Source organism: Planotetraspora silvatica (assembly GCF_016863315.1).
GTDB classification, from domain to species: Bacteria; Actinomycetota; Actinomycetes; order Streptosporangiales; family Streptosporangiaceae; genus Planotetraspora; species Planotetraspora silvatica.
Genome location: NZ_BOOQ01000014.1, coordinates 36368 through 60735 on the forward strand (window position 1 = coordinate 36368; position 24368 = coordinate 60735).

At 72.2% G+C, this 24368-nt stretch carries 18 protein-coding genes; 3 read left to right on the top strand and 15 right to left on the bottom strand.

The genetic code is table 11. The annotated features are described in order from the left end of the window. Nucleotides 1-2 precede the first annotated feature (2 nt). The 5 genes from Psi02_RS12355 to Psi02_RS12375 form a co-directional block, all read right to left on the bottom strand. Nucleotides 3-2105, bottom strand: coding sequence for a thiamine pyrophosphate-dependent enzyme (locus Psi02_RS12355; protein ID WP_239094833.1), 2103 nt, complete (start codon nucleotides 2103-2105; stop codon nucleotides 3-5). 176 nt (nucleotides 2106-2281) lie between these two features. Further along, nucleotides 2282-3136 carry an ABC transporter permease gene (locus Psi02_RS12360; protein ID WP_203973633.1) on the bottom strand — a complete coding sequence of 285 codons (855 nt, stop codon included), beginning with the start codon at nucleotides 3134-3136 and terminating at the stop codon, nucleotides 2282-2284. Between the two features lie 4 nt (nucleotides 3137-3140). After that, nucleotides 3141-4112, bottom strand: a complete 972-nt coding sequence (locus Psi02_RS12365; RefSeq protein ID WP_203973635.1) for an ATP-binding cassette domain-containing protein — start codon at nucleotides 4110-4112, stop codon at nucleotides 3141-3143. Next, on the bottom strand, nucleotides 4112-4660 hold the full coding sequence (locus Psi02_RS12370) for a PadR family transcriptional regulator (RefSeq protein WP_203973637.1): 549 nt from the start codon (nucleotides 4658-4660) through the stop codon (nucleotides 4112-4114). The genes Psi02_RS12365 and Psi02_RS12370 overlap by 1 nt, the downstream gene beginning before the upstream one ends. An 85-nt stretch (nucleotides 4661-4745) precedes the next feature. Next, complete coding sequence (locus Psi02_RS12375; RefSeq protein ID WP_239094834.1) at nucleotides 4746-5831, bottom strand: magnesium and cobalt transport protein CorA; 1086 nt, start codon at nucleotides 5829-5831, stop codon at nucleotides 4746-4748. Between the two features lie 112 nt (nucleotides 5832-5943). On the opposite strand from Psi02_RS12375, the gene Psi02_RS12380 reads away from it, so the two are divergent. After that, complete coding sequence (locus tag Psi02_RS12380) at nucleotides 5944-6657, top strand: M50 family metallopeptidase (protein WP_203973677.1); 714 nt, start codon at nucleotides 5944-5946, stop codon at nucleotides 6655-6657. A 9-nt stretch (nucleotides 6658-6666) separates the two neighbouring features. Here the strand turns inward: Psi02_RS12380 and Psi02_RS12385 are convergent, their stop codons facing one another. Next, nucleotides 6667-9765, bottom strand: coding sequence for an AAA family ATPase (locus Psi02_RS12385; protein ID WP_203973641.1), 3099 nt, complete (start codon nucleotides 9763-9765; stop codon nucleotides 6667-6669). Next, complete coding sequence (locus tag Psi02_RS12390) at nucleotides 9762-10880, bottom strand: exonuclease SbcCD subunit D (RefSeq protein WP_203973643.1); 1119 nt, start codon at nucleotides 10878-10880, stop codon at nucleotides 9762-9764. The genes Psi02_RS12385 and Psi02_RS12390 overlap by 4 nt, the downstream gene beginning before the upstream one ends. A 126-nt stretch (nucleotides 10881-11006) precedes the next feature. Here Psi02_RS12390 and Psi02_RS12395 point away from each other — a divergent pair, with 126 nt between their 5' ends. Next, the gene (locus tag Psi02_RS12395) at nucleotides 11007-12509 is read left to right on the top strand and encodes an alpha/beta hydrolase family protein (protein WP_203973645.1); all 1503 of its coding nucleotides are present in this window, start codon (nucleotides 11007-11009) and stop codon (nucleotides 12507-12509) included. Here Psi02_RS12395 and Psi02_RS12400 read toward each other — a convergent pair. Then, nucleotides 12482-13432 (bottom strand): alpha/beta hydrolase, encoded by a 951-nt coding sequence (locus Psi02_RS12400; protein ID WP_203973647.1) that lies wholly within the window; start codon nucleotides 13430-13432, stop codon nucleotides 12482-12484. The two genes, Psi02_RS12395 and Psi02_RS12400, sit on opposite strands and share 28 nt — an antisense overlap. A 149-nt stretch (nucleotides 13433-13581) precedes the next feature. Here Psi02_RS12400 and Psi02_RS12405 point away from each other — a divergent pair, with 149 nt between their 5' ends. Beyond that, nucleotides 13582-14967: an LCP family protein gene (locus Psi02_RS12405; RefSeq protein ID WP_203973649.1), complete on the top strand. Its 1386-nt coding sequence runs from the start codon at nucleotides 13582-13584 to the stop codon at nucleotides 14965-14967. A gap of 17 nt (nucleotides 14968-14984) precedes the next feature. Here the strand turns inward: Psi02_RS12405 and Psi02_RS12410 are convergent, their stop codons facing one another. The 7 genes from Psi02_RS12410 to Psi02_RS12440 are packed head-to-tail and all read right to left on the bottom strand — an operon-like array spanning nucleotide 14985 to nucleotide 24345. After that, nucleotides 14985-15980, bottom strand: coding sequence for an enolase C-terminal domain-like protein (locus Psi02_RS12410; protein ID WP_203973651.1), 996 nt, complete (start codon nucleotides 15978-15980; stop codon nucleotides 14985-14987). Nucleotides 15981-16018: 38 nt separating this feature from the next. Continuing rightward, nucleotides 16019-17365, bottom strand: coding sequence for an MFS transporter (locus Psi02_RS12415; protein ID WP_203973653.1), 1347 nt, complete (start codon nucleotides 17363-17365; stop codon nucleotides 16019-16021). Nucleotides 17366-17375: 10 nt separating this feature from the next. Then, nucleotides 17376-18494, bottom strand: coding sequence for a VWA domain-containing protein (locus Psi02_RS12420; protein ID WP_203973655.1), 1119 nt, complete (start codon nucleotides 18492-18494; stop codon nucleotides 17376-17378). Then, complete coding sequence (locus Psi02_RS12425) at nucleotides 18494-20638, bottom strand: DUF5682 family protein (RefSeq protein ID WP_203973657.1); 2145 nt, start codon at nucleotides 20636-20638, stop codon at nucleotides 18494-18496. Before Psi02_RS12425 ends, Psi02_RS12420 begins: the two co-directional genes overlap by 1 nt. After that, nucleotides 20628-21695: an ATP-binding protein gene (locus Psi02_RS12430; RefSeq protein ID WP_203973659.1), complete on the bottom strand. Its 1068-nt coding sequence runs from the start codon at nucleotides 21693-21695 to the stop codon at nucleotides 20628-20630. The genes Psi02_RS12425 and Psi02_RS12430 overlap by 11 nt, the downstream gene beginning before the upstream one ends. Then, complete coding sequence (locus Psi02_RS12435) at nucleotides 21692-23059, bottom strand: DUF5691 domain-containing protein (protein WP_239094836.1); 1368 nt, start codon at nucleotides 23057-23059, stop codon at nucleotides 21692-21694. The genes Psi02_RS12430 and Psi02_RS12435 overlap by 4 nt, the downstream gene beginning before the upstream one ends. Then, a complete protein-coding gene (locus Psi02_RS12440) occupies nucleotides 23056-24345 on the bottom strand; it encodes an SWIM zinc finger family protein (RefSeq protein ID WP_203973661.1) in 1290 nt (429 codons plus the stop codon). Before Psi02_RS12440 ends, Psi02_RS12435 begins: the two co-directional genes overlap by 4 nt. Nucleotides 24346-24368 lie beyond the last annotated feature (23 nt).

Sequence of the window (24368 nt, forward strand, 5' to 3'; positions counted from 1 at the left end):
CGTCAGGCGAGCATTTTGCGAGCCGCGTCCTCGATGTCGGACTCCGAGAGGAGCACGGTGCCGGACGCGTCGCCCAGCGGGACGAAGCTGTCGCGCGAGGTCACCCGGGCGATCTTCCCGGTGAAGCCGTTGTCGATGAGCGCGGCGATCACGCTCTCGGAGACGCCGCCGCTGCGCCGGGTCTCGTCGGCGATCAGGACCTTCCCGGTGAGCTCCGCCGAGTGCATCAGGTCCTCGACGGGCAGGGGGGACAGCCAGCGCAGATCGAGGACCCGGCAGCCCTTCTCCTCGGCCGTGAGCTTCACGGCCGCCCGCAGACTCATCCGCACGCCGTTGCCGAACGTGACGATCGTGAGGTCGCGGCCGTCGCCGTACGAGCGCGCGCGGCCGATGGGCACATGGGTCTCGGTCCATCTGGCGGGCGGCGCGTACGACGCGAGCCATCCGCCGTCGCCCTCGTCGAAGAGGTCGCGGGTGTGGTAGAGCGCGATCGGCTCCAGGAAGACGCAGACGCTCCCGTCGGCGCGGGCGGCGGCGAGGCAGGTGCGCAGCATGGCCGCCGCGTCGTCCGGCCGGGCCGGCGACGCGACGACGACGCCGGGGATGTCGCGCAGGGCGGCGATCGAGTTGTCGTTGTGGAAGTGCCCGCCGAAGCCCTTCTGGTAGGCGTAGGCGGCCACGCGGAGCACCATGGGGTTGCGGAACGCCCCCTGCGAGAAGAACTGCAGCGTGGCGGCCTCTCCCCGGATCTGGTCGAGCGCGTTGTGCAGGTAGGCCAGATATTGGACCTCGGGCACGGGCAGCAGGCCGGACAGCCCGGAGCCGAGCGCGAGGCCGAGGATCGCCTGCTCGTCCAGCAGCGTGTCGAAGACCCGCTCGGAGCCGAACTTCCGCAGCAGGCCGCGGGTCACGCCGTACACGCCGCCCTTTCTGGCGACGTCCTCGCCGAACACCATGACACCCGGATCCAGCGCCATCATGTCCGCGAGGGTCCTGTTGACGGACTGCGCGAGCGTGAGCTTGCCCTCCAGTTCGGGGAGCGTGCCGAACGTCCGGTCCCGCACCTCGGTGAGCGCGGCCCTGGCGATCTCGGCGGCGACGGCCTCGGGGTCGCGCGGGGCGAGCGGGGCCATCACCTCCTCCGCGGTGGTGAGGCGGGGCCGGCGGGTGCACTCCATCGCCAGCTTGACGATGTGCTCCCGTTCGGCCTCGTAGCGGGCCAGCAACTCGTCGGGTTCGGCGAGGCCGCCCTCGACGAGCAGCCGGGCCGTGGCCACCAGGGGGTCGCGCTCCAGGTCGAGGGCGATCTCCTTGCGGGTGCGGTAGCCGATCTCCACGTCGGAGCCCGCGTGGCCCATCAGCCGGACGGTCCGCATGCGCAGGAAGGCGGGCGAACGGGTCGACCGCACGTGCTCGGCCGCCTCGCGAGCCTTGTCGTAGACGTCCGCCAGGTCGCAGCCGTCCGCGTCGAAGTACTCGAGCAGGGGGTGCCGGGCCTGCTCGATCCAGTCCGGGGGCGTCTTCACGCTGATGCCGAGGCCGTTGTCCTCACAGACGAACAGCACGGGGAGCTGGAGCCCGCGGAACCGGCTGTAGGCCGCGGTGTTGAACCCGCTGAGCGCGGAGGCGTGGTTGGCGGAGGCGTCACCGAAGCTGCAGACGGCGATGGCGTCCTGCGGCCACCCCGACGAGACGCCGAGGGTCCTGGCGCGCTCGATGGCGAAGCCGACGCCGACCGCGCGCGGGAGGTGGCTGGCGATCGTGGACGTCTGCGGGATCACCGCGAGGTCGTGGTGGCCGAACACCTTGTGCCGGCCGCCCGCGATCGGCTCCTCCACCGACGCGGCGAGGCCGAGGAGAACGTCGCGCAGTCCCTCCTCGGCCAGCCGCCCGGCCTGAGCGGAGCGGGTCAGGTAGAACGCGCCCGACCGGTAGTGCAGGAGCGCGGGGTCGGACACGCGGAGGGCCGCGGCCACGGCCGCGTTCCCCTCGTGCCCCGCCGACCCGATCGTGTAGAACCCCTCACCGCGCTCGCGCAGCACCCGCGCGGCGATGTCGAGGAGCCTGCTTGCCAGCTGCACCTCGAAAAGCTCGCGGCACCGCATGCCGATAAGGGTCGTTCCCGGTCGCACCGGCAGGCTCGGATCCCTGGGGGATCCCGGCGTCAGAGCACCGACGGCCTCGGCGAAATGAGTTTCCACAGCGTCCCGCACCACAAGCCCGATTATGTCGCAGGATGCACGCTCCGTCCCGCACAGTGATGAGTCCGTTCAGATCTCCTTCACTCCGCGCGCCTGAACTGGGTGATCGCCACACCGAGCAGGGCGACGCCGATGGCGGCGACTAGGCCGATCTCCACGATGACGGGCAGCCGCCAGCCGAACCAGGTCACTCCGGGGTTGAGCATCGCGTTGACCTGTGCGGGCACGTCCAGCCGGCCGAACACCGCCTGCCGCATCGGGTCGACGGCGTAGGTCAGCGGGTTGACCGTGGTCAGGACGTGCAGCCACGAGGGCAGGTTGGCCAGGGGGAACATGGCGCCCGACAGGAACATCATCGGCATGATGGCCATCTGCATGACCCCGAAGAACGACTGCATGTTGCGCATCCGGGCGGCGAGCAGCACGCCGAAGGCCGTGATCGAGAAGGCCGCGAGGAACATCTCCCCCAGCAGGGTGACGAGCAGGATCGGCGAGTACGGCACGCCGACGAGACCGGCGAGGGCGAGGATGATGACGCCCTGCGCGGTGGCGACGACGGCGCCGCCGAGGCACTTGCCGATCACGATCGCGCCCCGGCTCACGGGTGCGACGAGCATCTCGCGCAGGAAGCCGAACTCGCGGTCCCAGACGATCGAGCCGGCGGAGAACATCGCCGTCATGATCACGGTCATCGAGATCATGCCCGGATACATGAACGTGCGGTAGTCGATGCCCGGGATCACCCCGCGCACCAGCGTGCCCAGCCCGGTTCCCATGACGAACAGCCACAGGATCGGCTGGATCAGCATCGTGATCATGCGGGTGCGGTCGTTCGCGAACCGCAGCAGCTCCCGGTGGAGCACCACCTTGATCGCACGGACGTCGTGCGAGCCGGTCCTCGGGATGACGCGCACCCCGACCACTTCGGCGGTCATCGATTCACCTTCCTCGAGCCATCGCACGCATCCACGCGTTGCCGTCGCCGGACTCGGCGTCGCGGATGGTGGAGCCGGTGTAGGACATGAAGACGTCGTCGAGCGACGGGCGGGACACGCTGACCGACCGGATCGGCAGCCCGAGATCGGCGAACAGTCGCGGCACGAACGACTCCCCGGACGCGACGGCGAAGGTCACCTGGCCCTCGTGGACGGCGGCGTCGATGTCGAAGCGGTCCTTGAGCAGCGCGATCGTCTTGTCGTCGTCACCCGTCTGGAGCTGGACCCGGTCCTTGCCGATGCTCGCCTTGAGCGCCTCCGGAGAGTCGATCACCACGATCTCCCCGTGGTCGATGATCGCGATCCGGTCGCAGAACTCGGCTTCCTCCATGTAGTGCGTCGTCATGAAGATCGTGATGTCCTCAGTCAGGCGCAATTTGTTGATATATCCCCAGATGGCGGACCGGGTCTGCGGGTCGAGCCCCACAGTGGGCTCGTCGAGGAACAGCACACGCGGCGAGTGCAGCAGGCCGCGGGCGATCTCCAGCCGGCGCTTCATGCCGCCGGAGAAGGTCATGACCTTGCTGTCCTTGCGGTCCCACAGGGCGACCATCTCCATGACCTGCCTGAGCCGGTCGTCGAGCGCCGATCTGGGCACGCCGTACAGCTCGGCGTGGAAGCGCAGGTTCTGCTCGGCGGTGAGGTATCCGTCCAGCGTCGGGTCCTGGAAGACCAGCCCGATGTTCTGGCGGACCTGGTCGCGCTGGGTCACGACGTCGTGCCCGGCCACCGTCGCGGTGCCGCCCGTGGGGTTGATCAGCGTGCAGAGCATGCTGATCGTCGTCGTCTTGCCCGCGCCGTTCGGCCCGAGGAAGCCGAACACCTCGCCAGGGGCGACCTCGAAGTCGACCCCCTTCACCGCCTCGACCTTTCCGTAGGTCTTCTTCAGGCCTTTCACGGCCACCGCGGCATCCATCACTCGCCCTCCGAAAGGATCCTGAACATCGCCTGACGGGTGCTCCGGAGAAGCTTTTTCGTCTCGGCGACCTGCCGGTCGTCCGCCACGTGCGTGAGGTGCACGAACGCCTCGCCGAGATGGCCCCACAACAGGCGCAGCTCGTGGCGGTCCTCGGGGAGGCTGCGGGCCACGTCTGCCCACGGCTCGGCGCCCTCGTCCGCGTTGTCGCGGCCCTTGTCCGTCAGCCGATAGGTGCGGCTGCCGCCCGACTCCTCGCCCCGGACGAGGCCCTCGTCCTCCAGTTGCTGGAGCGCGGGGTAGACCGAACCGGGGCTCGGCCGCCATACGCCGCCGCTGCGCCGGGAGATCTCCTCGATCATCTGGTAGCCGTTGCGCGGCTCCTCGGTGAGGAGCCTGAGCAGGGCGATCCTGACGTCGCCGCGCCGTACCCGTGGCGCGAAATGCGGCGGCACGGGGGGTGCGGGGGGCATCGGCGGCAGCGGGGGAAGCCCGGGGTGCGGCGGGAACGGGGCGTTCATCCAGTGCGGGTGCTCGTCTTCGTACATCTCCTACTCCTCAACTATCGAGATAGCGTAAAGATATATCTAGATAGTTGACAGAGCAAGGCACTTTTTACTGTGCCTTGGGAGTTCAGAGCCAGTCGCGGCGTTTGAAGACGAAGTAGAGGGTCAGGCAGACGACGCCCATGAGCACGACGGCGAACGGGTAACCGACGACCCAGTGCAGTTCGGGCATGTGGTCGAAGTTCATGCCGTAGATGGTGCCGACCAGCGTCGGCGCGAACAGGATGGCCGCCCACGCCGAGATCTTCTTCACCTCGTCGCCCTGGGCGATGCTGGCGGCGGTGAGCTTGGTCATCTCCTCGTTCTGGGCCTGGCTGACCAGCGTCGAATTGACGATCAGGATGTCCTGGAGCATCTGCCGGAACACCGACACCCGCTCGGTCACGGTGATGGCGTGGTCGGACACGTCACGGAGGTAGCTCTGCAGTTCCTCGTCCACGCCGTACTTGGGCGAGGCGGCGATGAACCCGTCGAGCATGCCCACCAGGGGGCTGGTCGCGCGCTGGAACTCGATGACCTCGCGGGACAGCGCGTAGATGCGCCGGGGCGCGGCCGGGTCCCCGCCGAAGACCTGGACCTCGATCTCGTCGATGTCGTTCTGCAGCCCGGCGACCACGGGCGCGTACCCGTCCACGACCGCGTCGAGGATCGCGTACAGCACGGCCTGCGGACCCTGGCGCAGGAGGTCGGGGTTCGACTCCATCCGGCGGCGCACCCTCGACAGGTCGGGCGCCTCGCTGTGCCGTACGGTCAGGACGAAGTCGGAGCCGATGAAGACGTGCAGCTCACCGAACTCGACCTTCTCCTCCTGGTCGAGGTAGCGCGCCGCCCTGAGCACCACGAAGAGGGTCTCTCCGTAGCGGTCGGCCTTGGGCCGCTGGTGGGCGACGATGGCGTCCTCGATCGCCAGCTCGTGCAGGCCGAACTCCTCGGAGGCCTTCACCAGCTCCGAGTCCTCCGGCCGGTAGAGGCCGATCCACGCCATCGCGCCGGGCCTGGACCGCAGCGCGGTGATCGCGGCGGCCAGCGACGGGGGCGAGTCCACCCGTCTGCCGCCGACGTAGATCGCGTTGTCGACCACGCTCTCCCGGGTCGCCGCCTGTTCGCCCGACCGGGGATCCATCGAATGCTCGGGGGAATTTTCCGCCTTCATTCGCATCAATCCACGTAATCCACGTATTCCACGCTCAGCCACACATAGACGGTAGAGCCTCGAACCCACGAAGTGCCCGGAGGCCGTACGATTCCCCGCGGAGGTGGCCCACCTGAACGCCCTCTGGAACGAGCTGACCGCGACACAGGTCGCGCCCCCGCTCTGGCTGATCGTCCTGTCCGGCTGCGTCGCGCTCGCGGTCATCGCCTACCGGCCGTCGTGGCACGTCTCCCGCGGGCTGATCACGATCGCGCACGAGGGAGGCCACGCGCTGATGGCCGTGCTGACCCGGCGGAAGCTGCAGGGCATCCGGCTGCATTCGGACACCTCGGGCGTGACGCTCACCCGGGGCAACCCGAGAGGGGTCGGGATGGTGGCGACCGCGGCCGCGGGATACGTCGCCCCTTCGCTGCTCGGGTTCGGGGCCGCCTGGCTCGTCGCGGACGGCTACATCACGTTGCTCCTGTGGGCGGTGCTCCTGCTGCTCGCGTGCATGCTGTTCAAGATCAGGAACCTCTACGGCGCGGCGGCGTTGCTCGCCGTGGGCGGGGCCGTGTTCACTCTGTCGTGGTTCGCGCCCCCGACCGCCCAGGCCGTGTCGGCGTACGGAGCGGTCTGGTTCCTGCTGCTGGGCGGCATGCGCCCGATTCTCGAGCTGCAGAGCAAACGGCGCAGGGGGCGGGCGCCCGACTCCGACGCCGACCAGCTCGCCCGGCTCACCCGCATTCCCGGCACCTTCTGGGTGTTGCTGTTCCTGCTCGTCTCCGCGGTCTCTCTCGTGACCGGCACCTATCTCCTCGCGGTCCGGTGGATCCCCGTCGCCTGACGGCGTCCCTCACGCGAGCGTCGAGCCTGCCCTGCCCTTGACCACCCGCAGCTGAACGGGCACGCGGACGCGCAACTCGGCGACGTGGCTGACGATGCCGACCGCCCGGCCGCCTTCGCGAAGGCCGTCGAGGATGTCGAGCACGTCGTCGAGCGTCTCCTCGTCGAGCGTGCCGAAGCCCTCGTCCACGAACAGGGTGCCGATCTCCGCGCCGCCCGCCTCGGCCGTCACGACGTCGGCCAGCCCCAGCGCGAGGGCGAGGGAGGTGATGAAGCTCTCCCCGCCGGACAGCGTGGCCGGGTCCCGGTCGACGCCGGTCCACGCGTCGAGGACGCGCAGGCCGAGCCCGCCGCCCGACCGGCCCCGGTCGCCCGCGGCCCGGCGGAGGTCGTGCTGGAGCAGGTAGCGCCCCGACGACATGTGCTCGAGCCGCTCGTTGGCGGCCTCGACCACCTGCCTGAGCCGCTCGCCGAGCACGAACGACGACAGGCGCATGTGCCACTGGTTGTCGGCGGACGTCCCGCCCGCGAGCTCGGCGAGCCGGCGGGCGAGCCGGTGCCGCTCGGCGGCCGGACGGTAGCGGGCGAGGGCCTCGCCCAGCTCCCCCGCGAGGGCCGTGAGCCGGAACGCCGTCTCGCCGGCGAGATCCCTGGCCGAGGTGCGGGCGGCGTGCTCCCGGTCGGCCCGGTCATGCTCGCTCTCCAGGGTCACGAGGTCCGGCGCGGGTTCGGCCGCCGCGGCGACGAGCTCGGGATCGGCGAGCAGCCGGCCGACGGCCACCTGCTCACCGTCGAGGAACCTGAGGCGTTCGGCCATCGCCTCCAGATCGGCCGGCGCGCGCACCGCCGCCCCGGCGTGCTCGAGCCCGGCGAACCCCGCGTCGGTCGCGGCGTCGGCGGCCCGCTCGAGCGCCGCCCGGCGTTCGAGGTCCGCCGTGGCGGCGGCGCGGGCCGCCTCGCCGGCGTCCCCGAGGAGGGCGGCCTCGTCGACGAGTCGGTCGAGCCGGGCCGCGAGTGACGCGTCGCCACCTCGCGCGGCGTCCACCAGCGCGGCGAGCCTGCCTTCGTCCGCGGTCAGTTGCTCGTCACGTGCCCGGGTGTCCGCCGCCTCGATCGCGATCTCCTGGGCCTGGACCGTCAGATCCTCCAGCTCGGCCGCCAGCCGGGCGGCCCTGTCCGCCAGCTCGGGCTCCCGGCCCGCGACCTGCTCGGCGCGCCGCAGGCTACGCTCCGCCTCGTCGAGGTCGCCGCCGTCGCCGGCGAGGCGTTCCTTCTCCTCCAGCAACGCGCCGAGCACCGTCGTGGTCTCGGCGACGCGGCGGCCCGCCAGGGCCACCTGGTCACGGATCTCGGCGGCGAGCCGCGAGGACCACTCGGCGCACCTCTCCTCCGCCGCCTCGCGGGCCTGGCGGGCGATCTCGAAGGCGTCCTGGGCCGCCTGCTCGTCGTCGCCGCTCAACGCCCGGCCGGCGGCTTCGGCCGGCGCGGGGTGGTCGGCCGACCCGCACACCACGCACGGCTCCCCCTCGACGAGGGACGCCGCCAGCTCGGCGGCCATGCCCTCGATCCGGGCACGGCGCACCTCCTGCAGCCGGTCGCGCGCGGCCTGCGCCCCGTCCACCGCGACGCGCCTGGCATGCTCGGCCGCGTCGAGCTCGCGGGCCAGCCGCGCGGCGGCCGCCAGCGCCGGAACCCCCAGCTGGCGGGTCTGGGAGGCGGCGAGGATCTCCTTCTCGCTCTCCGTGAGAGCCGCGAGCTCGGCCTCCAGCACGCCGATCCGCCGGGTCACCTCGGCGGCACGCGCCGCGGTGTCCCTGGCGGCCGCCAGGCCCGGGATGCCCGCCGCCGCCAGTCGCGCCTCGTCGAGGAGCCTGCCGGCCTCGCGCCGACCCTCGGGCAATGCGGCGAGCCGGACGGCGAGGACCGCCTCACGCTCCTCGAGAGTGGTGAGCCTGCGCCTGCCGGCGCCGAGATCGGCGCGCACCTGCCGCAGGCGGGTCTCCTCGGGGAGGAGTTGCCGCACACGGGCGACCTCGTCGAGGCGCTCCCGTTCCATGGCAGCCAGGCGCTCCTCACCGGGCGGCTCCTCCCCCGGCAGCGCCCGGCTCGTGGCGTCGGCGGCCAGCCGCCGGGCCTTGGCCGCGGTCTCGGCCCGCTGCTCCGCCAGGCGGATCAGCGGCAGCACCCGCGCGGCCCTGGCCGCGTCGTCGAGGATCGCCTGGATGTCCACCCGTTCCTCGGCGGCGCCGTCCAGTGCCTCACGTCTGGCGAGCGCGTCCGCGTGCCTGCGCCGGCGGTCGGCCAGCGCCCGGCCGCCGGCGAGCCGGTCCCGGGCGGAGCGCAGGCGGGCCTCGCTCACCGCCCATTCCCCGGCGGCGCGCTCGAAGGCGGCGGCGGCGAGGGCGACCACCGCCTCGGGCTCGTCCTCCGGGACGGGAAGCTCCGCGCCCGCCGCCCCGCGCATGCGGTCCACGACGGACTGGGCCCGCTGCCGGAGCTCCTGCTGATCGCGCCCGGTCCGCGTGCGGTGGTCGGCCAGCCACGCCTCGACGTCGGTGAAGATCTTGACGGAGAACAGCTTCTCGAGGAGCCTGCGGCGGTCGTCGCCGTCCGCCTGCAGGAATCGGGCGAAGTCACCCTGCGGCAACATGGCGACCTGCCAGAACTGCTCGGCGTTCATCCCGAGCAACTCGCCGATCAGGTGACCGGCCTCGTCGGCGCGGGTGCTCCGCCCGATCCACGTGCCGGTGAACTCCTCCACGAGGACCTTGGCCTTCTCTTCGACCAGACCCTCTCCCTTCAGCTTGGGCCGCATCCAGGCGGGCGACCGGGTGACACGCAGGCGCCGCCCCCGGATCGTCACCTCCAGCGTGACGACGGGCCCCCGCCCGGGAGGTGCGTGGTCGCAGCGCAGACTGCGGGCGCTGTCCCGCCGGCCGGGCACCCGGCCGTACAGCGCGTAGCAGACCGCGTCGAGCACGGTCGTCTTGCCCGCGCCCGTCGCCCCGTGGATCAGGAAGAGCCCCGCCTCGCCGAGGGCGTCGAAGTCGACCTCCTCGGCCCCGGGGAAGGACCCGAACGCCTCCAGCACCAACCGGTGCAATCTCACAGGCTCTCCTTGATCCGGGAGGCCTCGACGGCCGCCCCGAGCAGGCGGATCTCCTCGTCGTCGGCCGGCTCGCCGCGGACCTCGCGGACGAAATCGGCCGCCACGTCGATCTCGGCGCGCCCCGCGACGCGGGGCGGCCGGGCGGGCGCGGCCACCGGGCCGTCGGGCTTGAAGGCGAGCGCCAGCGTATGCGGGAAGCGGCGCCGCAGGCGCTCCATGGCCTCGCGCGGACGGACCGGGTCGGTGAGGGTCACCTGGAGCCAGTGGTCCTCGCGGTCCGCGTGACGGGCATCGGTCAGCAGGTCGTCGAGACGGCCGCTCAGCGTGCCGACGGGCCGGGGAACGGGCGCGGGGACGAAGCCGACGCGGGCGTCCCCCGGCCCGCCGGCGTCGAGATCCACCAGCCAGGACCCCTTGCGCTGCCCCGCCTCGGAGAAGGAGTAGGCGATCGGGGACCCCGAGTAGCGGGCGGTCTCGCTCATCACCTGACGGCCGTGCAGATGGCCCAGCGCCACGTAGTCGGCGCCGGCGAAGGCGGCCAGCGGCACGTGGGACACCCCGCCGACGCTGATGTCCCGCTCGCTGTCGCTCGCCTCGCCGCCGGTGACGAACGCGTGGGCGAGCACGACCTTGCGCCGGCCGGACCTGTCGGCGCGGATCCGCTCCATGGCGTGCGTGATCGCGGCCGTGTGGGTGCGCTCGGCCAGCTCCCAGGGGCCCCTGACCAGCTCGGGCTCCAGATAGGGGATGCCGTAGAAGGCCACGTCGCCGATGACGACGGGATCCCAGGCACGCGCCGGGTCGGTCCGCAGGTGCACCCGCTCCATGAGGCCGGCGCCGAAGCCGAGCCGTATGGAGGAGTCGTGGTTGCCGCTGATCAGCACCGTGTGCACACCCTCCGCCTTCAGCCGGGCGAGCGCCTCGTCGCAGAGGGCCACCGCGTCGACGGGCGGCAGCGCCCGATCGTAGACGTCGCCGGAGACCACCACGACGTCGACCCGCTCGGCCCTGACCGTCTCGACGAGGTGCTCCACGAAGGCGGCCTGGGCGCTCAGCAGGCTCTCCCGGTGGAACGACCGGCCGAGATGCCAGTCGGAAGTGTGCAGGACACGCATGTCGCAGGAAGCTAACAGGTCCCTCCGACAAATGCGGCCCCACTGATCCCAAATCCATCCGGGCCATGGAACGAGTAATGACTTAGCCTGGACTCGGTACAGGATGATCCACCGGGGAGCGGCCTCATGAATGTCGGCCGGAGCACGCTGGGTTTCGCGGCGGGTGTGCTGTTGGTCGTGCTGGCGGCGATCGGCTACATGCTGTCTCCTCCGGCGTTCGATCCTCCACCCCTGACCGCCTCTCCAGAGTTCAGCAACCTGCCCGCCCAGCCGGCGTCGGAGACGCGTCCGGTCGCCGCCACGGCGCCGATCAGGACCGAGCACGTCAAGGTGGCCGCCAAGAACGAGACGCTGACGGCCACGATCAAGTCCCCCACGACGCCGGGCAGGCACCCGGCGATGGTGTTCGTCCAGGGCTCGGGATCGGGCAGCGGGTCGGAGTTCACCACCCAGTCGGAGTGGCTCGCCAAGGCGGGCGTCGTGACCCTCTCCTATGACAAGCGCACCGTGGGCTACAACTTCCGGCAGCGTGACTTCTCCCTGCTCGCGGACGACGCGCTGCGCATGTTGCACACGCTGCTGCAACGGTCCGACGTCGATCCCGCCAAGGCCGGGTTATGGGGCGTCAGCGAAGGCGGCTGGGTGGTCCCGATCGCCGCGGCCAGCAGAGACGTGGCGTACGTGGTCCTGGTGTCGTCGCCGAACGTCTCCCCCCTGCGGCAGGTCGCGTGGGCGCTGAACGAGCAGTTGCTGCGCCTGCACGCCCCCTCCGGCGTGCGTGACCTGCTGACCCGCGCGATGGGCGGCGTGGGCTTCGACTTCCTGCGCCACGACGGCGTCCCCGCGCTCCAGGGCATGAAGCAGCCGGTCCTCGCGCTGTACGGCACGACCGATCCCTCCATCCCCTTCGTGGAGAGCACGGAGACGCTGACCGGCGCGCTGCGGACGGCCGGGAACCCCGACTACACGATCCGCTTCCTCGCCGGCGCCGACCACGCCATGCGGATGACCGGCGGCCCCTTCGTCCCCGACTACCTGCCGACCCTGGCCAACTGGATCAGGGACCTCCCCCGTACGGCCAAGCCGTCGGTGCCCATCGCGGGCGCGACTCCCGTGCAGCGGTTCGAGGCGAGCGACGTGCCCGCCGCCCCGTGGTACGGCGGCGTCACGATCCTCTGGCTGACCATCTGCCTGGCCGCCGTCGGCTACGTGGCGGCGCCGGTCACGGAGATGGTCGTGCGGATCCGGGGACGCGACACGCGGCTGCAGGCGCCGTTGGAGCCGGTGGTCGACATCTGGCCCGCGGTCCGGCGCCGGCTGCGGCGGATGGCCTGGACCGGTCTCGGAGAGCTCGCCGCAGTCCTCGCGTTCATCACGCTGATCGTGCTGTTCTCGGTCAACCAGGCGGGCGCGTGGCCCGCCGTACAGGCCGGATGGCTGGTCGTGCGGCTCCTGGCGGTCGTGATGCTCCTGCAGGAGGTCGCCGCGGCCGCGGCGGTGCTGAGCGGCCTGCGGGACGGCTGGGAGCCGACCCGCTGGCAGAAGAGCGTCCTGATCGGCGTCCTCGGCGGCACGGGACTGCTGCTGCTGACCGCCGCCTACTACGGGTTGTACGCCTTCCCCTGGTAGGCGTAGGCCGTCCACCGGTCGATCTCCGCGAACACCTGCTTGCGCACCGGCTCCGCCGACAACACGAGGTCGTGCATGCCGCCGGGCACGCGGACGCAGGTGACGTGCGGGCCGATCCGGGTGGACCAGCGGGCGATCTGCTCGGTGTCGAGGACGATGTCCGCGCCGTGCGCCCCCGGCACGAAGTCGCGGGCCTTGAGGCTCTGCTCGGCGGCCAGCACGAGCACCGGCACGTCCACGCGCAGCCCGGCGTGGAGGCGCCGGTGCGCCCGCCTGATCGCCGCCAGCCACACGGCGTGGACGGAGAAGCCCTCGAGCGGCTTCCACGCGAGGTCGTAGTCCCACTCCCCCTGGTGGTCGCGGTGGAGGCTCGTGCCGTACGCGGTGGCCACGCCGAGCGGGAGCACCGTCTTCGGGGGCAGCTTGGCCAGGACGCCCCCGAGCGCGTCGGCGGCGCCCCTGACGAGAGCGGGCACGTTGAGGTCGAGGAACGGGCTGTTGAGGACGAGTGCGTCGACCAGTCCGCGGCCGCGCGTCCGGTCGGCCCACAGGACGGCGATCAGGCCGCCGGTCGAGTGCGCCATGATCGTCAGCTCGTCGCAGTCCTCCCTGACGATGCGGACGGCCTCGTCGATCTCGGGGAAGTAGTCGGTGACGCTGCCGACGAGGCCCCTGGTCTGGTGCGGCAGCAACGACCGTCCGTACTTCCGCAGGTCGAGGGCGTAGAAGCCGATCCCCTGGGAGACGAAGTGGTCGGCGACGTGCGTCTGGAAGAAGTAGTCGGTGAACCCGTGGAGGTAGAGGACGGCCCGGCGGGACCCCGGAACCGGCCGCCGGACGAGCGTCGCGACGACCTCCCCTTCGCTGTCGCGGCCCATGGGCAGGGTGATGGCCTCGTAATCGGGGCCAAGAATGTCGTCCACGGCGCACATCGTAAACGGCGTCGGTTAACGGACAAGAGGTGGTCAAGCGGAAGACCTCGCGGGCAGGGCCCGGGCAAACCGCGGGTCGCGACTCGCTAGGCGTCGTTCGCCCATCGGTACGTCCGGGGACAGACCGCTTCAATGTGAAAATGCGTTCCTGGGGTGTGTCGTCGAGAAAAGCCGCCGCGCTGATCGGCTGGGTCGCGCTGTCGGCTCTCGTGCCGGGCGCCGCCCACCTCCACGCCGGCTGGCGGCGCACCGGGTTCGCCCTGCTCGGCGGTTACGTGACGCTCGCCGCCTGCCTCGTCGTGGTGTCGGCGGCTGCCGACGCCGGCACGGCGGGACGGGCGATCGCCTGGCTGATCCCGATCACCGTCGGCGCCCTGGTCGGCGCCGTCGCCTGGCTCTGCCTCGTGGTGCACTCGTTCGTGGTGCTCCGCCCGGGAACCCTGCCGCAGGGCGCGCAGGTGGTCACCGGCCTGGCCTCGGGCACGCTGGCCGTCCTGGTCGCCGTGCCGTTCACCGTCGTCGCCGAGTACGCGGCGATCTCGGAACGGACCATCGACACGGTCTTCACTGCGCCGGGGATCCCCGGTGAGCCCGTCAGGCCGGAGGACCCCTGGGCCGGCCGGAGCCGCGTCAACGTGCTCCTGCTCGGCGGAGACGGGGACACCACCCGCGTCGGGATCAGGACCGACAGCATCAACGTGGCCAGCGTGGACGTCCGTACGGGGAAGACCGTGCTGCTGGGTCTGCCGCGCAACCTCGAGCACGTGCGCTTCCCGCCGGGCAGCCCCATGGCGGCGCGCTTCCCGACCGGGTTCCTCCTGCCGGAGTCGCGGCCCGGCTGGCGTGAGGACCTGCTGTATTCGGTGTGGCAGTACGCCGACGACCATCCCGAGCTCTTCGGCGGCCGCACGAACATGGGCCCCCAGGTGCTGAAGGAGACCATCGGTCACATCCTGGGCATCCGGATCGACTGGTACGCGATGGTCAACATCTGGGGCTTCGCCAAGATCATCGATGCCCTCGGCGGGCTGGTGCTCAGCGTCGACAGGGACATCACATACGGCACCTACGGCGAGGGCACGGTCGCCGCGGGGACCCGCCGGCTGAACGGCTCCGACACGCTCTGGTACGCCCGGTCGCGCACCGGCAGCGACGACTACGACCGCATGCACCGTCAGCGCTGCGTGTTCGGCGCGCTGCTCCAGCAGGCGGACCCGGCGGCCGTGCTCAGGCACTTCGGCCAGATGGCCGAGGCCACCGAGGAGATCATCAGCACCGACGTGCCCCGGCCCATGCTGGAGCACCTGGTCCCGCTCGCCTGGAAGGTCAAGCAGGCCGGGGTGACGAGCCTGCAGTTCATGCCTCCGCTGATCAGCACGGTCACCCCCGACTGGGCGCGGATCCGGTCGCTCACCGCGCAGGCCCTGCGCGAGTCGGCCGCCCCCGTCCCCGCGCCGCACCGGCCCGTCGTCGCCGAGCCCGCACCGGCGTTCGCCGCCATCGGTGAGGGCTGCGCCGCGGTGTGACGCCCCTGGCCGGTCCCTCAGACCCGGAAGGACTCCCTGGACAGGCGGCGGACCCTGGCCTCGTCGACGGTGTGGCCGAGGCCCGGCTGGGTGAGGGGGACCGCGACGACGCCGCCGGAGGCGCCGACCGGGGGGACGACGACCTGGGCGCTCTGCGGCGGCTCGGCCACGGCGCTCGGAAGCGTGCACCCCGGCAGGCTGGCCACGGCCACCGTCGCCGCGCGGGCCAGTCCCACGCCGAGACCGCCCATGCAGACGATGTCCCATCCCGCCGCCACCGCCCGGTCGTGCGCGGCGCGCACGGCGCCGAGCGAGCCGAACCGCGACGGGCGCAGCAGCAGCGCGCGACCGGCGTGCAGGCCGACCGCCTCGTCCAGCTCGGCCACCGAGTGGACCTCCACCGCGACCGGCGCGCTCACCCGGTCCTGCAACTCCGCGCTGGTCAGCAGGTCCGCGAACGGACGCTCGATGGCGGCCAGGTCGTAGGAGTCCAGCGCCTCGAGCTGGGAGATCTCGGTGTAGGCGCCGCGGCCGTCCACCGCGATGGCCAGCCCCGGATAGGCGGCCCTGACGGCGCGGACCGGCTCCACGTCCCAGCCGGGGTGGATGTCGATCGTCACGTGGGCGTAGCCCCCGCCGACGTGGCGGTTCACCCGGGCGACCATGCTTTCCAGCGAGCGGTCGGCCTGCACCCGCACGGTGGCGATCAGCGAGGTACGGGTCCCGCCGAGGGCGTGGAACACCGGGACTCCGCTCATCCGTCCCCACAGGTCCCAGCAGGCCATGTCGCCGGCCGCCCCGCCGGGGATCTCCCCGAGCTCGGACGGATGCTCCCAGTCGACGCCGATCAGCGCGGGCAGGGACTTCTCGAGCGGGTTGTCGGGCGACGGCTGGACGATCTCACCCCAGCCGGCCATGCCGCCGTAGTCGGTGAACTTGACCAGGGCGCTCTCCGGACGCCTGCCGTACGGCAGGGTCATCCTGAAGATCTCGAGCTCCCGAACGCGCGGCAATGGAAATCCCCCTTGTTTCAGATCTCCATGGTGCCCGCTCAGCGAGCGTGGTCAAAACGCCCGGCGACGGCGGCACCCGTCCCCGCCATGACGACGAGCAGGCCGAAACACGCCAGATAGACGGCCGGTGTGCCGCCGAACCCCGCGAAAATCGCACCTGTGGCGGCGACGGCGACGATCGAGAACACGGACTCTCCGATGGCGAGGGACGCGGAGTTCCTGCCCTCCTCGCCGGGCGCGGACAACTCGAGGACGAGGACGGACAACGTCGGGTAGACCAGGCCGACGCCGAGCCCGGCGAGGACCCATCCCGCGAACGCGGCGAGCACGGGGACACTCTCGAAGACGGCCAGAGCGGTGACCGCGATCCCGGCCGCGATCAGCGCCGTGCCCACGCGGAGGACGGTCGCCCTGCCGAACGACCCGCGCCCCTGGATCCACGAGCCGAGCGACCAGGCCAGCGCGCCTCCGGTGAGGGCGATGCCCGCCTGAGCCGGGCTGAGCCCCCGCTCGGACGTCAGGGTGAGAGGGACGAAGACCTCGGTGGCGAAGAACGCGCCGGCCGCGAGCCCGCGCAGGGCCACGACGGCCGGCAGGCCGCGCGCCGCCCGCAACGTCCCCGGCGGCAGCAGGCGGGGCAGCGCGAGAGCGAGGAGCACCAGGCCCACGATCGCCAGCGACGAACCGGGCCACGACGTGCCGCTGCCGTACTGGAGGAGGGCCGCGCCCACGGCGGCCACCGCGCCCCACACGAGGGCCGGCACGAAGTCCCGGTTCCCGTCCGCCCCGGCGGGCGGCGCGGTCCCCCGCGGCAGGCCGCGCCACAGGACGAGCGCCGCCGGAGCGGCGAGCACCGGCACGCCCAGGAAGACCCACCGCCAGCTCAGCTGCTCGGCGACGATGCCGGTGATCGCGGGCCCGACCACCGAGGGCAGCACCCAGGCGGCGGCCAGCAGCGAGAAGACCCGGGGGTGCGCCTGGGCCGGATACACCTGGGCGACCAGGACGTAGAGCGCGACGTTGAACAGGCCGCCGCCGAGCCCTTGGATGAACCGGCCCGCGAGGAAAACCTCCATCGTGGGTGCCGTCCCGGCGATGAGGAGGCCGCCCATGAAGGCGGCGACGCCGGTCCACAGAGGCGCACGCGGGCCCTTCGCGTCACTCCAGCGCCCGCCCACGACCGTCGCGATCACTCCCGCGGCCAGGCCGCCGCTGAAGGCCAGGCCGTACAGGTGGTAGCCGTCGAGCTCACGCCCGACGACGGGCATCGCCGTCGCCACGGCGAGGTACTCGAACGCGACCAGCGTGCTCAGCGCGATCATCCCGGCGCTCAGAGCGCGCAGGCGCGGGGAGAACACGGCGGACTCGGTCAACGTGGCGGACATGGCATGGACCTTACGGGTGGCGGCCGGGGGCGGCCATCGGACGTTGGTCGTAGGACCGGCGCTCGATCGCCGCGGCCATCAGCTCGGGGAACGCGTCAGGTGTGCAGGCGAACGCCGGCACCCCCATCTGCGCGAGCGCCGCCGCGTTGTCGTGGTCGTACTGCGGCGTCCCCTCGTCGGACAGGGCGAGCAGGACGATGACCTGGACGCCGGCGTCGGTCATCGCGGCCACCCGGCGCAGCATCTCCTCACGCACGCCGCCCTCATAAAGGTCGCTGATCAGCAGGAAGATCGTGTCCGACGGCCGGGTGACGAGGCCCTGGCAGTAGGCGATCGCCCGGTTGATGTCGGTGCCGCCGCCGAGCTGGGTGCCGAAGAGCACCTCGACCGGATCGTGCAACTGATCGGTGAGGTCGACGACCGCGGTGTCGAAAACCACGAGCGAGGTCCGGAGCGACCGCATCGAGGCGAGGACGGCGCCGAAGACGCTCGCGTAGACCACGGAGGCGGCCATCGACCCGCTCTGGTCGATGCACAGGACGACCTCCCGCTGGACGGCCTGCTGCCTTCGGCCGTAGCCCACGAGCCGGGACGGCACCACCGTGTTCCGTTCGGGCAGGTAGTTCTTCAGGTTGGCCTTGATGGTGCGGTTCCAGTCGATGTCGGCCGCCCGCCTCGGCCGGTGGGTCCTGGCCGAGCGGTCCAGCGCACCGGTGACGGCGGCGCGGGTCCGCCGCTCGAGCCTGGCCTCCAGCTCGGCCACGACTTTCCTGACGACCGCCCGGGCGGACTCCCGCGCCTTGTCGGGCATCACCCGGTTGAGCGACAGGAGCGTCCCGACGAGATGCACGTCGGGCTCGACGGCCTCCAGCATCTCCGGTTCGAGGAGCAGGCGGGTCAGGTTGAGCCGCTCGATCGCGTCCTTCTGCATGACGTGGACGACGGTCGACGGGAAGTACTCCCTGATGTCCCCCAGCCATCTCGCCACCCGGGGCGCGGACGCGCCGAGACCTGCCCCCCGTTCGTAGAGCGCCGCGAGCGCGGCGTCCATGCCGGCGTCGGCGCCCTGCAGGGCGCCCTCAGCCGCGCCTCCGAGCACCAGCCTCCACCGGCGTGCCCGTTCGTCCATCACGCTCTCCCCAGGATTTCCAGAACGGTCCGTACGGCTCCCGCGGCCTGCTCGTCGTCGATGCCGGACACCTCGTGGGCGGGAACGGGGGCGCCGGATCTGACGCGATCGCCGATCATGCGGCGCTCGGGCGCCGCGAAGGCCCCGAAGGTGCGCCTGAGCAGCGGAAGCACGTCGACGAACGCCTCCGCCGGCAGCCCCGTGAGCCAGCCGTCCACGATCGCGAGCAGCCTCGGGTCGTGGACCAGCAGCAGGCCTCCGCCCGACAGGAAGCCCTCCATCCACGCTGCCGCCCGCTCGGGCGGGTTGCCGGAGGACATCGCCCGTGCCATGCGGACGGAGACGTCGTCCACGCTCGCGTCGGCGTCGAAGAGGATGCGCACGATCCGGCCCTCGATGATCCCCGGCAGGCCGGTGCGCCGGGCCAGGTTCGCGAGCGTCGCCTGCCACAGGTCGCTCTCGAGCAGCCCCACCGCGCTGTGGACGCCGTCGATGAGGGCGACCATCTGCCGGGCCGAGTCGTCGTCGAGCCCGGTCAGAGCGGGCGCCAGGCCGGCGCAGATCCGCGCGAGCAGCGAGTCGGTGATCGCGGCCAGCCCGCCGCTCCCGCGGACGTCGCCGTAGCGCTGCGCCCGGACGAGCGCGGGAAGGGCCGCCATGAGATGGGACACCTGCCCGTCGAGCGCCGCCTTGTCCTTGATCGCCTGGAGGATGTCCGGCAGCGCGCCGGCCAGGTCGGCGAACAGGCACCGCTCGACCAGCGAGGTCAGATCGGCCAGGGACGTGCTCTCCTCCGCCGCGAGTTCCCTGGCCCGGGCGGCCGCCGCGCCGTCGACCGTGATTCCCAAGGGAGCGGCCTCGATGAGGGCGATGTCGAACTCGGGATGCCACTCCAGCGTCCACGACTCCTTGAAGGTGCCCTTCCCGCGGGTCTCCCGCGTGGTCCCCCACCGCACGCCGATCATGTTGAGCCGATGCAGCAGGCGGCTGCGCCCGAGGTCGAGCGGCTTGCGCAGGTCGAGGTCGTGCTCGCGCGGGAGAGCCTCGGGCTTGAGGCGCCACCGCCGCTGTTCCTCCCGCAGGTGCCGTTGAAGCGGGACCATCGGGGTCGAGCCCGGCACGCCGCCGAGCCGCTCCCCCACGACCATGCGGCGCTGGATGAGCTCCACGGGCAGGTCGTCGCCCTCGCACAACACGGCCCTGGCGGCCTCCGTCACCTCCGACAACCCCGCGAGAGGCCGGCCGCGGAGCCCGGCCAGGCCCTGCGCGAGCCGTACGGACTCGATCACGTGGGCGGAGGAGACCGGCAGGCCCTCCTCACGCAGGACCGCCGCGGCGCCGGCCAGCCAGCGCTCGACGGGACGGTCGGGAGCCGAGAACAGGTGGTCGTACCAGCCCGGCGAGGCGACGCCCGCGCCGTACCCGCTGCGCGCGGCGAGCCGCCCGTGCGTCCACGGCACCCAGGTCATGTCGACCTTGACCTTGGGGATGCCCCGTAGCAACCGCTCGTCCTCCGCCGCGGACGGCAGGTCGGTCAGCGCGGGGACGTGCCACGCGCCGCAGACGACGGCCACGGACCCGAACCCCTCCTTGAGCGCCTTGCGCAGAGCCCGGCGCATGGCGGCCTCGCGCAGCGCCTCGGTGCCGGACGGCTCGTGTCCCTCCCGGATGGCCGCCATCGCCTCGGCGACCGCGTGGAGGGTCCCGCTCTCCCCGCGATGCTCGACGACGTCGTCCCACCAGCGTTCGGGATCGTCGTAACCCGCGGCCCGGGCGAGTTCCCCGATCGGGTCGAGCCGTACGGCCTCCTCCTCTTCGGGCAGGGCGAGGCTGTGCGCGGCGGGCAGGTCGCAGAAGCGCACCTCGACGCCCGCCTCGCGCGCGTAGGTGATCGCCTGCCATTCGGGTGAGAACACGGCGAACGGCCAGAAGGCGGCCCGTCCCTGCGCGTGCGCCAGGAGCGCGACCGGCGGTTCCATGCCGGGATCGCCCGCCAGCGCGATCAGCGGGTCGGCCTCCGGGGGGCCTTCGATGAGGACGACGTCCGGCTTGAGCCGTTCGAGTTCGGCGCGAACCGCCTTCGCGGAGCCGGGGCCGTGGTGCCGGACGCCCAGGATCGACGGTGCGGCGACGTCAGCCCGCATCGCGGCAGGCCCGGTAGAAGTCGCGCCAGTCGTCGCGGTCGCGGACCACGGCCTCGAGGTACTCCTGCCAGACCACCCGGTCGGCCACCGGGTCCTGGATGACCGCGCCGACGATCCCGCCCGCGATGTCGGCGGGACGCAGCACGCCGTCGCCGAAGTGCGCCGCTAGGGCGATCCCGCTGGTCACCACCGAGATCGCCTCGGCCGTGCTCAGGGTGCCGCTCGGCGACTTGACCTTGGTCCGCCCGTCCGACGTCACTCCGGCGCGGAGCTCGCGGAAGACCGTGACCACGCGGCGGATCTCCTCAATCCCGGCCGGGGTCTCGGGCAGTTCCAGCGAGCGGCCGAGCTGGGCCACCCGCCGGGACACGATCTCCACCTCCTCCTCCGCGCTCGCGGGGACGGGCAGCACGACGGTGTTGAAGCGCCTGCGCAGCGCGCTCGACAGGTCGTTGACCCCCCGGTCCCGGTCGTTGGCCGTGGCGATGACGTTGAATCCCTTGGCCGCCTGGACCTCGTCGTTGAGCTCGGGGATGGGCAGCGTCTTCTCGGACAGGACCGTGATCAGCGCGTCCTGGACGTCGGAGGGCATCCGGGTGAGCTCCTCCACCCGGGCCAGCCGCCCCTCGGCCATCGCCCGCATCACCGGGCTCGGGGTCATCGCCTCGCGGGAGGGACCCTCCGACAGGAGACGGGCGTAGTTCCACCCGTAGCGGATCGCCTCCTCGGCCGTGCCCGCCGTCCCCTGCACGAGCAGGGTGGAGTCGCCGCTGACGGCCGCGGCCAGATGCTCGGAGAGCCAGGTCTTCGCGGTGCCGGGGACGCCCAGCAGGAGCAGCGCCCGGTCGGTCGCGAGAGTGGCCACCGCGACCTCGACGATCCGCCGCGGGCCGATGTACTTGGGCGTGATCTGGTCGCCGTCCCCGAGGATGTAGGTGGTCACCGCCCACGGGGAGAGCCGCCAGCCGGGCGGGCGTGTGCGGTCGTCGCTCTTGGCGAGGATCGCCAGCTCCTCGGCGTACAGGTCTTCCGCGTGGGGACGCAGGACGGTGGTCACGAAAGCTCCTTCGACATGTCATAACGGAACCGCAGGGTGACGGCCAGCTCGGCGATCTCCTGGACGTGGCCGTGCATCGCCGGGTCGAGCCGTTCGCCCGCCAGCCGGATCAGCTCGCCGGCGTTCCACGGCTGCGTCCCGGACGTCTCCACGATCTTCTTGAGTACGGCCTTGGCCAGCCGGGGGCCCCAAGGTCTGGCCACACCGCCCAGCATCATGATCATCTGTCCGTCGACGGGGTGGCGGACGACCAGTTCGGCGGCCCTCGCGGACTGCTCCTCCGGCGGCAGGACCGCCAGGAGGTCCGTCAGCGGCTCGACCTCGAACAGGGCGCGAGCCCACCGCGCGTCGTGCTGCAGGATCGCCGCCCGGGTCCAGCCCATGGCGACCTCCCGGGCCCAGTCGCCGACCTTCAGCTGGACGGCCCTTTCCGGAGGCAGCCCCAGATGACCGGCCCAGAAGGCCAGGGGCGTGCGGGCGACCACCTGCTGCAGCCACCAGCCGCGCTGCGCCGTACCAGCGGGGGGCCGGGGCCTGACGCCGTCACGCTCCATCGTGCTGTCGCACGCCTTCGGCGGATCGGCGCGAAGCCCGCCGCCGTCCTTGACGAGGAACCTGGCGGCCCGTTCGGCCATCCGCAGCGCCAGCCGCGACTCGGGCAGGCGGGTGAGCAGGTCGGCGGCGGCCTGGCGCACCTCTCTCCTCCGGTCGTCGAGCGCCGCCTCCAGGAAGGGCTCGTCGTCCATGCCCAGGTCCTCCGAGAGGAGGAGCACGAACGCGGCCCGGTCTTCCGGCGTCTCCTTGTCCCAGCCCTGTTCCAGCAACTCCCGGGCCTGGGCGGGAGCGGCGGCGCGCAGCGCGGCCAGATAACCTCTACGGTCACCGCTGGTGCCGAACTCCCACAGATCGCCGGAGGGCATGTCCGCCGCCTCGGCCAGCAGGTAGCTCCATGAGGGGTTGAGCTCCGCGAGCCATCGCCCGCGGGCCCCGGTGAGGGCGCCCAGATGCGACCGGATCGACCGGTCGCGCGCGCCGAGGTCGAGCAGCCCGGGAATCAGGTGGGCGGGCACCCGCACGCCGATCACCGCCGCGGCCTCCAGCCACTCGGGCAACAGCCGCGCCTGCTCGCCTCCCAGCATGCGGGCGAGCCGGTCACCGGCGGCGCGCGCGGCGAGCGGACGCGTCTCTTCCGCGGCGGGCGCGGGCGGGCGGCCCTCGCGCGTCCGCCGGCCGGCGCGTGCCCGCACCGCCTGCACGGCCGCCTGGTCCAACACCTCGCCGGGCGACGTGGAACGGCGGTCGGTGCCCACCAACGCCGTGGAGACCAGGTCCTCCCACGTCACGTTCACAGCCGGTGTGTTCACAGCCGTACCACCTGGCCTTCCTCGTCCCATACCGTCAGCGGGCGTAACCCGCGCGGCGTCCATTCGGCGGCGACCGTCACCGGCCGCCCGCCGGACACGGCCAGCAGCCGCCACGGCACGCCGGTCGACGGGTGCAACGGGAGCGCGTTCCCGCTCTCGTCGACGAGGCTCTCCGCGGAGGGGATCACGTCTCCCAGGACGACAGGCCAGGAATCGGCCCAAGGGTCGCCGGCCAGCACCTCGGCGATCCGGCCCGGGACCCGGGAGAGCTTCGTCCCGGCCGGGGGCCCGGCGGTCGCGGGGCCGTACCGCTCGGCGACGAGCGCGCGCACCGGGGACGCGCCGGGGTAGTAGGCCAGGTCGGCGTCGACGGTCGTGCCCGTGACGAGCGACGCGTCCAGTGCCTGGCCGATCGGCGCGAACGACAACACCAGCGCGGCCCTGCCCGTCGCCCTGCCCTGCAGCCAGATCCGGCGCGCGACCAGCCGGTCCTGCTCCTCGTCTCTGGCGCCGACCACGTCCCAGTCGTCTCTGATCCACGGCGACGCGAGCACGTCCTCCCGGGTGATCGGGAACCCGACTCGCGACCGGACGGTCTCCACGAGGCCCGCGGGAAGCCCGTCCGCGCGGCGATACGCGACGGCCAGCAGATGAATCAGGGCGTATTCCTCCAGCAGGAGGCCGGGCCAGTCCTCCTCACGCAGCACGCGGGACAGCCGGGACACGGCGCCGGCGACTCCGGGGGCCTGCGCGTCGACGAGGCGCCTGCCGAGCTCGTCCCAGTCCGCGAGGCCGGTCTGCCGCGCTCCCGCGATCCCGTGCGCGATCTGGTCGGTCAGCCAGCGCTCCAGCTCGGACAGGCCGGCCGTGACCCTGCTCTCCCGCTGGGCGGAGCCGTTCGAGGGCCGGAACCCCTGCGCGGGCTCGCACTCGCGCTTGTCCTGCCGCTCTGCCCGGCTGCGCCGTTGCTCGAGCCATTCGGTCACCCATCCGGCGGGCGCGCCGCCGTCGGGCACCCCGCCCGACGCCCATAACAGCAGGAGCCCGAGCGCGTGCTTGCACGGGAACTTCCTGCTCGGGCAACTGCACTTGTAGGCCGGTTCGGAGAGGTCGACGCACGCCCGATACGGCGTGGCGCCGCTGCCCTTGCACTCTCCCCACACCACGTCGGGAAGAGCACCGCTGCCCGACCATTTCCCCGGCGCGCTGACACCGGCCGCCGCCTTCTGCGACGCCGCGTCAGGTGCGAGGGAGAGCACCTGATCTCGGCTCCACCGTTCGGTCACGCGCCGCACATTAGCCACACCCG